Origin of the sequence: Pantoea sp. ICBG 828 (assembly GCF_002928355.1) — a bacterium.
In the GTDB taxonomy this organism is placed as follows: domain Bacteria; phylum Pseudomonadota; class Gammaproteobacteria; order Enterobacterales; family Enterobacteriaceae; genus Pantoea; species Pantoea dispersa.
This window is the reverse complement of the sequence record NZ_POWN01000009.1, coordinates 20,942-34,177: the sequence shown is the minus strand read 5'-3', so window position 1 is coordinate 34,177 and position 13,236 is coordinate 20,942. Positions and strand designations below refer to the sequence as shown.

Annotated in this window: 10 protein-coding genes and 2 pseudogenes; 5 read left to right on the top strand and 7 right to left on the bottom strand. The window is 48.5% G+C overall.

From position 1 onward, the window contains the following. Nucleotides 1-71: 71 nt before the first annotated feature. Nucleotides 72-429: pseudogene (locus tag C1Y43_RS24180) on the bottom strand (site-specific integrase); the annotation flags it as partial. Here C1Y43_RS24180 and C1Y43_RS24335 point away from each other — a divergent pair. Then, a pseudogene (locus C1Y43_RS24335) lies at nt 407-1,357 on the top strand (ATP-dependent endonuclease); the annotation flags it as partial. The pseudogenes C1Y43_RS24180 and C1Y43_RS24335 overlap by 23 nt on opposite strands. A 390-nt stretch (nt 1,358-1,747) precedes the next feature. After that, nucleotides 1,748-2,743, top strand: a complete 996-nt coding sequence (locus C1Y43_RS19640) for a serine hydrolase (protein ID WP_104189350.1) — start codon at nt 1,748-1,750, stop codon at nt 2,741-2,743. 198 nt (nt 2,744-2,941) lie between these two features. Here C1Y43_RS19640 and C1Y43_RS19635 read toward each other — a convergent pair whose 3' ends face one another. Beyond that, complete coding sequence (locus C1Y43_RS19635) at nt 2,942-4,096, bottom strand: multidrug effflux MFS transporter (RefSeq protein ID WP_104189348.1); 1,155 nt, start codon at nt 4,094-4,096, stop codon at nt 2,942-2,944. A gap of 126 nt (nt 4,097-4,222) precedes the next feature. Here C1Y43_RS19635 and C1Y43_RS19630 point away from each other — a divergent pair, with 126 nt between their 5' ends. Then, a complete protein-coding gene (locus C1Y43_RS19630; protein WP_104189346.1) occupies nt 4,223-5,098 on the top strand; it encodes a LysR family transcriptional regulator in 876 nt (291 codons plus the stop codon). Nucleotides 5,099-5,551: 453 nt separating this feature from the next. Here the strand turns inward: C1Y43_RS19630 and C1Y43_RS19625 are convergent, their stop codons facing one another. Then, nucleotides 5,552-6,871 (bottom strand): ISNCY family transposase, encoded by a 1,320-nt coding sequence (locus C1Y43_RS19625; protein ID WP_233209855.1) that lies wholly within the window; start codon nt 6,869-6,871, stop codon nt 5,552-5,554. Between C1Y43_RS19625 and C1Y43_RS24170 the strand changes: the two genes are divergently transcribed. Beyond that, on the top strand, nt 6,824-6,943 hold the full coding sequence (locus tag C1Y43_RS24170; RefSeq protein WP_233209868.1) for a hypothetical protein: 120 nt from the start codon (nt 6,824-6,826) through the stop codon (nt 6,941-6,943). The genes C1Y43_RS19625 and C1Y43_RS24170 overlap by 48 nt on opposite strands. 642 nt (nt 6,944-7,585) lie before the next feature. Here the strand turns inward: C1Y43_RS24170 and C1Y43_RS19620 are convergent. After that, on the bottom strand, nt 7,586-8,590 hold the full coding sequence (locus C1Y43_RS19620) for a hypothetical protein (protein WP_146068678.1): 1,005 nt from the start codon (nt 8,588-8,590) through the stop codon (nt 7,586-7,588). A 67-nt stretch (nt 8,591-8,657) separates the two neighbouring features. Continuing rightward, nucleotides 8,658-9,383, bottom strand: coding sequence for an isochorismatase family protein (locus C1Y43_RS19615; protein WP_104189340.1), 726 nt, complete (start codon nt 9,381-9,383; stop codon nt 8,658-8,660). A gap of 497 nt (nt 9,384-9,880) precedes the next feature. Between C1Y43_RS19615 and C1Y43_RS19610 the strand changes: the two genes are divergently transcribed. Continuing rightward, on the top strand, nt 9,881-10,774 hold the full coding sequence (locus tag C1Y43_RS19610; protein WP_104189338.1) for a LysR family transcriptional regulator: 894 nt from the start codon (nt 9,881-9,883) through the stop codon (nt 10,772-10,774). Between the two features lie 200 nt (nt 10,775-10,974). On the opposite strand, the gene C1Y43_RS19605 is transcribed toward C1Y43_RS19610, so the two are convergent. Then, nucleotides 10,975-11,961 carry an SDR family NAD(P)-dependent oxidoreductase gene (locus tag C1Y43_RS19605; RefSeq protein WP_104189336.1) on the bottom strand — a complete coding sequence of 329 codons (987 nt, stop codon included), beginning with the start codon at nt 11,959-11,961 and terminating at the stop codon, nt 10,975-10,977. A gap of 72 nt (nt 11,962-12,033) precedes the next feature. Beyond that, nucleotides 12,034-13,014 (bottom strand): aldo/keto reductase, encoded by a 981-nt coding sequence (locus C1Y43_RS19600; protein ID WP_104189334.1) that lies wholly within the window; start codon nt 13,012-13,014, stop codon nt 12,034-12,036. Nucleotides 13,015-13,236: the final 222 nt, after the last annotated feature.

Genomic DNA, 13,236 nt, shown 5'->3' with positions numbered 1-13,236 from the left:
GCCGGGCTTTTTTGTGCCACTCGCAAGTACACCTCGATCGCGCGCGCGTCCTTGTGCCTCTCCAGCGTCTAAATGACCTTGAGCTGCTGGCGGTGATACAGCAGGTGCATCAACCAGGAGTGGCGGAACGTGTGCCGGGTCACTTGAATGGAAAAAACAGCCCATCCGCAATTGCCCGCCTGACCGCGGCCTTCAGCCAGTTGCGCAGCGCATGGTTTCGTCGGTCGCGCTCCAGAGCAGCTCGCGGCGCTTCAGCCACTCGGTGGCGATCCTGCTCTCCACCAGGCGCACCGCATCTCTAGGCGGGCGCCCGCGCCGGCTTTGGACCTTTTCCGACAGAATGCGCACGAATGGGCGCGGCCTGTCGATGGCAAATGACTCGGGCGTCCGGCTGCAGGCCTCCCCAATGAACGCCCCGGTGTTCCAGAGGTACAGTCTGGAAAATATCTGGCAGCAGCAGAAAAATTTCTTTCGGGAACAGCATCTTTCTGATGTGAATAACGGGCTGGAAACATATCAGTTCAGTGTCCAGTCTGGCGTCCGGGCCTGCCTTGAAGCCAATCTCGACAGGGCGTTCCGATCCGGAACCGGGGCAAGGGCAAGGGCAGGCAGTGCTTTATCAAAACCGAGTTTGCGCTGCGCCGGCGGGAGCAGCAGGGTGAACTGCACGTGTTGCTGCTTGAGGAGCCTGAAAATCACCTCAGCCACGTCAGCATGAAAAAGCTGGTCAGTCAGCTGACGGCAGAATGGCACACACAGCTGTTTATCGCCACGCACAGCAGCCATATTTCATCCCGGCTGGATCTCATCATGCTCGGGGAAAGCGGTCCTGTGCTGCTGCAGGAGCTATCGGAAGACACAGCCAGCTTTTTCATCAAGGCGCCGGACAATAACGTGCTGGAGTTCGCGCTCGCACGGCGGGTTATTCTAGTTGAAGGGGATGCGGAATTTATTCTTATTGAGGCGTTTTACCGCAGCCAGACCGGGCGCGCGCCGGAAGATGACAGGATACACGTTATAGCCATCGGCGGGACAAGCTTCTGGCGCTACCTTGAGCTGGCGCGGCTGCTGGGTAACCGGGTAGCCGCAATCCGTGAAAATGACGGAAATTATCAACAAAACTGAGTTGAACGCTATGCATCTGTGCTCTACGCGGGTATTAGCTGACATGGACAGCAGCCGGTCTACCTTCGAGATCAGCCTCTAGCAGGACAACGCAGTGCTGTGTGAGGCCACCTTTTACACGCCCCGTCGCCGACTGACGGTGCGGGAGTTCATGCTGTCAAAAAAGACTGAGGCCGCCTTCAGGCTGTTGAGGGAGCACGGGGCAGATCTGTCCGTACCAGCCTATAGATAACGAGTCCGGCAAGAGCAGTATGCTGCTGGCGCTGGGACTGAGCAACATCTGATATTGGGTTGAATCGCTGGACATAAAGGCATTGATTTCTCAGCAACCATATCCAGGCTAGGCCTCTACATTCAGCTATTAAATTTAATGTCAAAGCTAAGTTCAGATGTCCGGGGCAGGGCAAAACTGAAATGTCCGCTCTGTGCCAGAAGCGGACGTTTAGGAGGCAATTTATGCGTAATAATAAAGTGAGGATAAACATGGCCGGAAAAAAAAGGATATCATTGAAAAATGATCCCAATAGTTTGAGAAGTAAATAACTATTCCGGTTACATGTACTATCTGTTAGAATTATCTAAATATATTTATCACTAATGAACTGACTACAATTTTTACTCTATGACAAGAATGATGATTAACAGACCCGGGGCCATTGCCCTTATGCAATACGATGATGGAAGATCTTTTCAGTTCAGCGAGGGCGTTGAAGATATAGTGACTAACTCTCCAATTGGCAGAAATAGTATATTTGATATTGCATCTCTATCAAAACAATTCACAGCATTTAGCATTCTTTTGCTTGAGCAAAGGGGAAAACTGAAATTAAACGATTTGCTTTCTCAATACATCCCTGAAGCTGCTGTTTTTGAGAGTGACATAACCATTGAGAATCTCATTTATCACACATCCGGGCTTCCATGCCTGTTTGATATAGCAGAAAAAAAAGAAATTGATTTTTTCTCAAAATTCAATACAGCAAAAATCATTACTGGAGTTTTCGAAGAGAGGATCCTTCATTTCACTCCAGGCACCAAGCATGAGTATAGTAACACTGGATATATATTTCTGGCTCAGGTGGTTGAACGTGTTTCAGGAACAAGATTTGCTGATTTTGTAAAAAAGGAAATATTTAATCCTTTAGGCATGAGTAAATCCTTTGTTTCTGATGGATTAGCCAGGGAGGAAGTGGTGGTAAGTGGTTATCATAAAAATGAAGATAACACATTTTCTCCTGTATTCAGCCCATGGGGAGTGACCGGGGCAGGTCTTGTGCACTCATCTGCTAATGACTTAATGAAATGGGGACTAAACTTTTGTACTGGTTTAGTAGGAGGTAATGAATTAATAAGAAAATTACTCACTCCACTTCCTAGGCTTACTGATACAGGCATTATGATTGAAGAACATAGCTCTTACTGTTTTGGCATTGAACTGGATGAAGATGCTTCAGGTGAAATTTATTGCCATCTTGGTTCTACTTTTGGTAGGGAGAGTTATTTTATACGTTCGCAACATAAAGGTTTCACTCTTGCAGTATTATCTAACATAGAAAATTACGATGTATCTGCGGCTGCTCTTAAATTATTTAAGGGTGTGATGGCAATTGATACCTAAAGAAAATAACTCATTTTCTGAATGGTATACATCAACCGTATACCAAGACTTAAGGTCCGCTTTTGGCTCACCGCGGACTTTAGCCTGCCGTAAGTTTGCTTTGTGCCAGAAGCGGACCATACCGATATCCCTGTATGTTAATTAGCGACAGAAGAAACAAATTTCCGTATGACTGAGCCTTGAAGAATACAATGAAATTTAATTACGCCTTCCAAGGCTGCTCACTATTAATGCAAACATGGCGAGCACTAAAATTGATCCACCAAGGTTAAGCTGATTAATTCCTAAACCTGTACTCACTATGGTTGCACAAAGCGCAGCACTACCGATTTGCATAAAACCAACCAGTCCCGACGCAGTAGCTGTATGACCATGTTCACCACTGACTGCGCCCGATACAGCCAGTGAAAGGCTTGAACCATTTGCAAGACTCACCAGACACATAGGAACAAGGATGCCTGATACGCTTTGTGATCCCGATATCAGAACGACAGCATAAGCCACGCCACCAAGCAGAAAACAATAAATTCCCGTTCTGACAATATTGTCATAATGCCAGATATTCAGGAGCCGTTTCGTCAGTAAATTGGCACCAATAATACCTGCGGTCAAGGGGAGATAAAGCCATCCACGCGCCTCTTCAGTGACCCCCATTTGTGCAAACAAAAAAGGGGACTGAGTAAGATAAATAAACCATGCACTATAGATGCAGCAGACAATCAACGTATATCGCCAGAAACTGACGTCAGCGAATATCTGATGAAATCCTGCGAAAGGTGATGTTGCAGCACGCATCGATCGTGGCCGGGTTTCAGTCAAAAAAAAGACTAGCAAGAGCGTAAGCAGCCCAAACAGGGCTACAAAGATAAAATCAGCATGCCATCCGAACAACACGGCCAGGTGTCCTCCAATTACAGGTCCCAGCGCGGGTGAAAGTGAAACCAGCGGATATACCACTGAGTAGACCTTCGCCGATGTGTGCTTGTCGCAGGTGTCAGCAATGAGTGCGCGACCAATCACGAGCCCGGCCGCCGCTCCCAGTGCTTCAAAAACCCGGAAAAGAAGGAACATTCCATAATCATTGGTAGTGGCGCATCCCAGCGAGCCTGCAATGTAAAGTACGATGCCAACAAACAGCACCGGCTTGCGTCCCAGCCTGTCTGATAAGGGACCACAGAAGAGTTGAGCAATAGCCAGCGCAGCTAGATAGACAGAAACAGTCTGCGAAATGTGCGAAGGTGCGACATTCAAATCGTGCACCATGGCTGGCATGGCCGGCAAATAGATGTCCGAGGCAATAAGGCCAAACGCACTCAGCATGGCGATTGTAATAATAAAAGAAAAGGCGGGCATAATATCTCCTGAAATATGTCTGTCAGGCAGCGCCTGAGCGTTAAGGCGATATCTTACATACTGCAGTGTCGTGCCAAAATGCACTAAAATGCAGTCTTACCCTGCAAAATTGCAGCGAGAGAAAAAATGAACTGGGATGACGTCAGAATTTTTTTGGCAGTTTACCGCGCCCGTACATTGCGCGGCGCAGCTGAGCATTTACAGGTTGATCAGACGACAGTTGGCCGCAGGCTGAGTGCGCTTGAACAACTACTTGGCAGTAAACTTTTCCTCAGGACACGTTCGGGCTGGACGCTGACGGAAGGAGGTAAAAAGATACTTTCTACCGCTGTAAAAATTGAGGAGCTTGCGGTTAGCTTTGAACGCCGCAGCGCGGGGGATGACGAAAAGATAGAGGGCGAGGTGCACGTGACGACCACTGATGCGCTGGGCCTGGACTTCGTAATGCCGGCAATTGAACGCGTGCAGGACACTTTCCCCGGCGTACGGGTAACGCTTACCACCACGACACGCCTGCTGGATTTAAGCCTCCGGGAGGCAGATATTGCTGTACGAACACTGCGTCCGGAACAGCCCGATCTCATCGTCAAAAAGCTGGCCTCATGGGACGTCGGACTTTTCGCTACACGAAAATATACTGATCGGTTTGGCGTGCCGGAGGCAGGCAGCGGCTTTGCCGGTCACCGCATCGCGCTTTACAAGTCAGGCGTTACGCAGCATCAGGATGGCCTGCTGGCAGGCGAGCACCGCCATAAAGGCAGTATCGTCGCCGAACTCGACTCCAGCCTGATGCTGACAACCTTTATACGGGCCGGGCTTGCCTTGGGCGAACTACCGGCTTACCTTCCCCTGAAGTATCCGGAACTAATCCGGCTATGGCCAGGGCAGGCACGCCGTAAACCCTATGAAGTCTGGCTGGTTATGCATCAGGACCTGGCACACACCGCAAGAGTCAGGGTCGTTATGAATATGCTGGCTGAAGAGTTCCGCCAGTTGCAGTGACATTCTGAGCATCAAGATATTTTTGCATCTGAAAGCTGAAACTGCGATACCCCTTCAGGTAGTTATTATTATCCTACCAGTCATGGCATGCCAAAACGCACAGGTTCTTCTGTGGAGCACGGCGCACAATATAACCTCCATGATTTCCCTACGTAGTGAGTAGAGTGAGAAATTTAAAATCCGAGCTTTTAGGTATTGGTCTTGAAACCTACTGGCCGCAACTTGAAGGGCTGGAGATAAAGCTGAAATCCTTTGTGAATACAGCTCAGAACCGGCTTGAGACGTCAGGCACCACAGTAATCAATACCAGGCTGATCGATTTACATTTGTCCGGAAGCAATTGAATTAATGGAAACCACACTGCGTAGCGCCAAGTAAAAAGTTTTAACGTCCGCTTTTCGCTCAAAGCGGACGTTAGATACCGAAGCATTGCTGTTTACCATAGGATTTAAGTCATCTCCTTGGGCCAAAAATTTCTTCAGAACGTGATTGCAACGTCTTCAATGCTTCCAGCATGTCGTCATCGTTAAGCGAGCGCTGGGATTTCTTCTCAGTTGGTTTTCTCCGTCTCCGCGAGGGGCCATCTCCAGCAGGCAGTGCCTGTGAACGGTTATTATCGCGTTTATCCTGAACCAGCTTGATGAATTCGAGTGTGCGTCCGAGTCGTTTGTTGTCCACAATAGCCCCCTGGTCAATTTCCTGACGGCGATCATAGGTAGAGTAGGGAAGGACGACTCCGTTTAGCCGGAGTTCTTTCCGGTCATCCGGGTAATGCCAGACCTCAATGTACTTCCCAATAGCTCTGCGGCTTAACTCATTATCTTCAATCAGATAGAGTACTTTGTCATATTGCACCGTCAGGGATTTTGAAACACGGCGCGGCTCCCGCCATGTGAAAAATGCGGCCAGATCATCGTCATCCTCAAGTGGCCGATGCACATCAAAGTCATGCCGGGGCGCTTTCGCAAAGCGCCGATTATAATCGGCCATAAACTCAGCGGCAAAATCATTGGCTATGTCCACGGAGGAAATCCCCCTGAGCCAGAGCTCCTTTACCAAGCGATCCTGAAGCGTCAGATGGGCGCGTTCCACACGACCTTTGGCTGAGCTGGTATTGCCGCAGATAGTCTGGATGTTCAGTTCGTGCATCGCACGACCGAACTGGGTATAGCCATCGCCACCGGTGGCATTTTTATTGTTGATTCTGAAGACACTGGCTTTGTCGCTATACAACGCCAGTGGTTTGCCATGCTTTTCAAGATAGTCCCTAGTGGCTTCAAAATAGGTGAAGGTTGATTCCGATTTAACGAAACGAAGCTGCATCAGGCGGCTCCTCGCATCGTCGACGTAGACCAGTGCGGTACAGGCGGGCGCACGGTTCTCGAACCAGTGATGGTCGCAGCCATCAATCTGTATCAGTTCGCCGCAGCAGGCCCGCCGATAGCGTGGCTGCTGAATTTTTGGCGCACGTTGTTTACGGGGGATCCAGAGACCGGCTTTGACCATGAGTGAACGGACAGTCTCTTTGGACAGGTGAACATCGTGCAGTTCTGCGAGTTTCTCGCACGCCAGCGTCGGCCCAAAGTCGGTATAGCGCTCACGGATAATATTGAGCGTGTATTGTGCAAGGCCATCAGGCAGCTGATTATTGCTGGGTTTTCCGCGACGGCGGCTAGCCATACCAAGCGGGCCAGATTCACGGTAACGCGACAGAAGTCGTCTGCACTGGCGATCGGAGATACCCAGGCGCTGCGCGGCCATCTGAGTGGTCAAACGCCGGTCTACAACATCCTGAATGATTTTGAGTCGGTTAACTTCATCCAAAGTGAAAACTCCGCTGCGTGAGTCGTCATCAGAATCCCTAGAGGGTAAATCTACGTGACGGACATCTTAACTTAGCCCAAGGCGGACATTACAACTTTGCTGTTACATTTGAAATTCGCTTAACGTAGATTATGTTAAATAAAGCTAATTTTACATTTGAATCTAGCTCGGCAGTTTTCCCCTCTGTAATATAAGTGGCTGAAAGCCGCTGGAGAGATCAGGATATACATTCTGCGTTCGCCAGTCTGGGACAAACGCAGCAGATGATATTATGTAAATGCCGCCGCCATGTTTACGAAGAATGTCTGAGGTTATTTCGGGCACTCACCAAGCTGCACTCTCTCCGCGTCATAGCTTTAATGATATTTTTGTCATACACCAAACAGAAAGCCTGAAAAATAATACTATACATGTAGCCAGCGTTGATGCCGATAGCGTTGTTGTCGTCTTCGCCGATGCTAATAGTCAAATTTGAGAGCAGAATTGCTATAACTCTTTACACACAGTAAATGGTAAAAAAATTCAGGTAAGTGTCTAAAGTTGTATCCGAGGTATTCTGAGATCATCTTGAAAGATGGACGCAGGGCCAGGCCTGAGGATATTAAGGCAGCGCATGGTAAAAAGGCGGCAACTGCTATCTACCGCCCTATGTTCATTCATCTATCAGGCAATGCTTAATATCCAGTCCTTGAGAAGGGCTGCTATATCGTTGCTGTTTTTTTCAAAGAACATCATATGACTGTTACCAGAAATTCCATGATCAGGCAGGAAGATGCTGTCTGCTGTGCCGTTGACGGCATGAATTTCATCGACCAGCGTTTGATTAAGCTCTCCAGAATGCCCGGTATTGGAATAATGCCCGCCTGCACTGTTAACGTTCAACAGTGGAATATTGTTTTTGGCCATTGTAACAGCCAGACTTTTATATTCACTGATAGGGCCATTATCGAACCAGTTACCAGGCTGCGGGAACCGATTTTCTCCGCTATAGCCATCCAGCAGAATAAGTGCTCTGAACAGTTCAGGACGCTTAAGTAGAAGGCGTTGCCCTAAACCGCCTGCCATAGACCACGCTATAAAAACAGCGGGACCGGACATACTGGTGACCTTTTCAAGGACGCTGATGAATGTATTGTCCAGAATAGCTTCAGAGACTGGCTTATTTGGAATAAGTGTACTAAGCAGGCGAACTTTAGATGCGTGGTCACCGGGCATCTGATTGCCCTGAAGAATCCCATCACCAGGTACTCCCCATTCTGGCCCCATATTCCATGCAGCCCATGCACTGCTGTCCTGACCGGGCCAGAATCCTTTATCAACAGGCATTGCACCTTCAATTACTGTCTGGTTGTGATCAATATCATCCGGATTAAAACCTGCACGTCCTGACCCCGGAGGATCGATAATATATACCGGATGTCCATTGCGCAGGAAGTACTGTGCCCAGCCTTCTTTCCCGTCAACATTACTTAACCACGCAGACGCCGCAAAATAATTATGAGTGAGAATTACAGGCGGTCGTTCCGCCGACAGTTCTGAAGGTATGAAGTATTCTACGTAAGCCTGATTACGGAGTATAACATCTTCTGTACCAGGGGTATTCTGCCGTCTGACGACTTCGCCACCGGCAATAAAAGAACCAAATGTTGAAAGTTTAATATTTTGCATAGCGGACTCTTTTCACAGGATAAAAATGTGCAACGAACATGTTTTATTTCGTACAGTTTTAGCCTTATTAAAGTTTTGCATCCAGGATCACGGAGAGAATAGTCGTTCCGGGCTCTCTAGAAAAATCGGGTGCCAGTTGTGCTGCCACACTGGCCAGCGAGGTAATTTGGGCTCCTGCCTGTACGGTTCGGGCGAGAGCTGCATCTTCGGTTCGTGCTGAGCGATTACCAATACAATCCACGGGGATCAAAACCCGATATCCGTTATCCAGAGCTCCCAGAGCGGTGAGCATGACGGCAACTTCTGACGTATAACCAGAGACAATGATGGTTGATTTTCCTGATTTTTTTATCGCATCAACTATTTTTTTAACCCTGAACGGGTCCGCATTTTCCCGGTAAATGGTATTTTCTGCAGTCGCGTAAGGCTGTAATTCCGGAAGGAGAACTCCGGGTTTTCCGTTTCGAGGAACAGTCAGAAATAGGGATGGAGCCTTGATTGCATGTGCAACTTTAGCCAGTCCACCGGCATTAGCTGCCAGAGCAGACGGGGTCATAGTGTGACTTGAAGCTATCAAATCAGGATGCAGATCTGCAAAGATAAAAAGCACATCTGATGGGTCAATGTTATCATTTCTGACGTTTTTTACGCCGGCAGATGAGATTGCCGGAGATGTGTAAGTTAACTGAGTTCCTGGCGAAGCTGTCTGGTTATCTTTTGCCTGTACGCTGGTCAGAAACAGACTGGCTCCCAGGAATATTCCTGCGTTAATTAAGTTAAATTTTTTGTTCATTCGATGTGTCGCTCTGATTAAGTGTGAATTGTTTGTTCGGTAGCAGATGTGTCTGGTTCGCTCACTGCAAGTATATCTGCTATCCGCAGATACTTAGTTCCCTACAATTGTGACGCTACGGAATCAATATTTCTGACAATGTTCTGATATGCCAAAGCCGCACAGGGAACACGTTCAAAGACTGAAACCATATCAATACCTTCTTCCATTTTCAGAACAGACAACATAAGCATGCAATTGCAGCTAAATGCTGCGCATCAGACATGATTCAAACAGGTACAGCGCATGCAAGAACTGCGTCAGGGCCGCTTCCTGATACACTATACTATAGGCAGTTAATGACATTTAGTGCAAAGATGGACATAAACTGATGAGTTAATTTCAGCAATCATAAGGGTAAGGTTCAGACACTCTAGGACTACTGCTTTTAGTGCCTGTTCTCTCAAAAACCTTCTAAGCATCTGTAATAAATTTCACACCAGTTCCTATGGATTGTTATGGCAAAAGATAATTACAACGATCTCGCAGCGTTCATGGCGGTTGCCACTGAACTCAGTTTTACCCGGGCGGCAGCCAGAATGAACGTCTCTCCTTCTGCGTTGAGCCATACCATACGTAATCTGGAAAGCAGGCTGAGCATGCGACTGTTTACCCGTACAACTCGGGCCGTGGCACTGACTGAGGCCGGTATTCGTCTGCATTCCGGTCTTTCTCCCTTGATGGATGCGATTGACGAAGAGCTCGATGCACTTAATACACTCAGGGATAAGCCTGCGGGCACTATTCGTTTATCTGCTCCAGAATTTGCTGCGCGTTTTTACCTGTGGCCGAAGATTACTCAATTTATTTCTGAATACCCCGATGTCACTGTCGAAATGAATGTGAGTAACAGCCTGCTAGACATTGTGTCAGAGAATTTTGATGCTGGCATTCGAATGGGGGAAAACCTGGCTAAAGATATGATATCTGTGCGGATAAGTCCGGATACAAGGTATCTGGTCGTAGGGGCGCCGGCTTATCTGGACACAATTACTATTCCAGAGCATCCGCGAGACCTTTTCCAGTGTAAATGTATCAATTACCGCTTTTCGCTCGCAGGTCAGATCGTTCCCTGGGAATTTGCCCGTAACGGTAAAATCGTTAAAGTCCGCGTGGAGGGTCCCCTAGTATTCAATGACGTCGAGCATGCTCTGAAGGCGGCACAGGAAGGGGTAGGACTGGCCTATGTGCATGAGGAATATGCTCGCGAGTACATCCAGAATGGAACGCTTCAGGAACTGCTGACTGACTGGTCGCCGCAGTGGGAAGGCCTGCATCTTTATTATCCTAACCGGCATCACACTTCGTCCGCCTTTACCGCGTTTATAGAAACCCTGAGGTTTCGCGTCTAGCAGCCTTTTAGTCTGATCTGCACATGAGGTTAATCATCTACCTGCATCGCGATTTTCAGTCTACATATAGCCTGGCAAGGTAATTTCTGACAAGGTTCAGGACTTTATTACACCAGTTTCAGTTTGTGGCCACCGTTTACAGAGTGGCACTCCCTCAACATAAAAGCTCAGGCAAAAGCTGAGCTTTTTGCTACCGAATACTATTTCGGATCAGCGAAACAGCAGGTTGTTTCTCCGGTCAGCTCTTCCGCTTTGTTCCACAGAGCTTTCGCCTGATCAGGATCTGCGGCATAAGAACGCACGCCTTCCCGCAGTCCCTCTCCATCTATAACCTGCGCAACGTGGCAATCTTCACAGTATCGCCCCCCGGCCTGTACTGAAGGTGCTACTACCGCAGCCCATACCGATGTTGCGGCACCCTGCGAAATATTCTTATAGCGAAACGGTGGCCGTCCTGCTTTCCTGTTGGCTTCATTTATTGAGGCTACCTTGGCCTTCTGCTCATCATCACTGTAGTGTCGTTGCAATTCTGTGCGAATGGAGCCCGGATGAACGGCAATTGCACAGATCCCGTATCGTTGCGCACGTCTGTTAAGTTCGAGGGCCAAGAGAGCGCAAGCCGTTTTAGAGCGGCCATAAGCGATCCACGGATCATAGGCGCTGTGCGTAAAATTGATGTCGTTCAGATCAATATTTGCGCGCGAGTGTGCCCCGGAGGACAAAATGATCACCCTTCCGTCTTTCTTTAGTAATGAAAAAAGACGGTTAATCAGAACAAAATGGCCGATAAAGTTTGTGCCAAACTGGGTTTCATATCCGTCTTTAGTCAGACCGAACGGCGTGGCCATAACCCCGGCATTCGCAATAATAATATCAAGGGGTTTACCTGCTTCCTGAAGTTTGGCAGCACATGAGCGAACGCTGTCAAGGTCAGCAAGATCGAGCTGGATTAGTGAGAATTTCCCGCCGCCCTGTACTGCCGCATCCCTAACAGCCTGGGTCGCCAGTTCACCTTTATCAGGATCCCTGACTGCACCAATAACTTCAGCACCATGTGCGACCAGCGACCGGGCCGTCTCCACGCCAAGGCCAGCAGAGGCTCCCGTAACAAGTATGCGTTTTCCGGAAAGATCCTGGCCTTTCAGAACATCATCTGTTGACGACTCAGCATTAAATTCGTTTTTCATTATTACTCCCGTTAAGGTATGGCTAACGTAACAGAGGCGTTGTACACGTCCCTGCCGTTCTTCATTTTTCGGTTATCGGCCAACCAGTTTCAGATCCTTTTCGGTATATCTGGTCCCTTTCACCGGCATTTTGAGCAACAGTGCATGAAGCTCATCCATGATATCCGTCGTCAGACTGACTGAAGCGGCGGCTGCATTTTCTTGCATACGCTGTATTTTGGTTGTTCCTGGAATAGGAACAATCCAGTCCTTTTGCGCCAATAACCAGGCCAGTGCAAGCTGAGCGGGCGTGCAGTTGATTCGTGTGGGCAGACGAGCAATCTCTGAGGCGATTTGCAGATTATTATCCCGGGAATCGGCACTGAATCGGGGAAGGCTATTACGCACATCATCGCCCTCAAAAACAGTGTCTGCTGTGATGGTTCCCGTCAGGATGCCTTTACCGAGGGGGCTGAATGGAACAAATCCCACACCGAGTTCGTTCAGAAGCGGCAGAATGTGTTCTTCAGGATCCCGGGTAAACAGGGAATAATCACTTTGAACGGCCGTGACCGGGAATACCGCATGAGCACGGCGTATGGTTTCAGATCCTGCTTCAGACAGCCCAAAGTGTTTCACCTTCCCTTCTTTCACCAGATCAGCAACGGCTCCCGCTACATCTTCAATCGGAACGGCAGGATCCACTCGATGCTGATAAAACAGGTCGATATAGTCCGTTTTCATCAGCTTCAGGGATTTTTCCGCTACCTGACGGATCCGCTCAGGTCGGCTGTCAACCTCCCCTGTCCTGGCATTCCCGTCCTTCCAGCCAAATTTTGTGGCCAGCACTACCTTCTGGCGGAAAGGCGCAACCGCATCTCCCAGGAGCATTTCGTTTTCCGCGCCGTAGGCTTCAGCAGTATCAAAAAAAGTGACTCCCTCATGGTACGCAGCCTGAATGAGCTGTAATGCGTCATTCCTTTTTATCGCTGGCCCATATCCATAAGAGAGCCCCATGCACCCGAAACCCACAGCAGATACGTGAAGATCCTGACCTAGTTTACGTGTTTTCATTCTGTCTCCTGTTGAGTTCATCAAGAGACAGTTATAGATCTGGTAGCGGCCAAAATTAATCCTCAGGTTTGGCATGCACTTGTGAAAAAAAATCAGCAATAATTCCGACACGAGCTATTTCACCTCAATAGCCATACCTGATCGGGACTTATCAAAGAACGTCCTGCTCATTCTGCTGACAACTGTTCCGATCTCCAGGGAGAGAATAGCCCCCAGTTACCA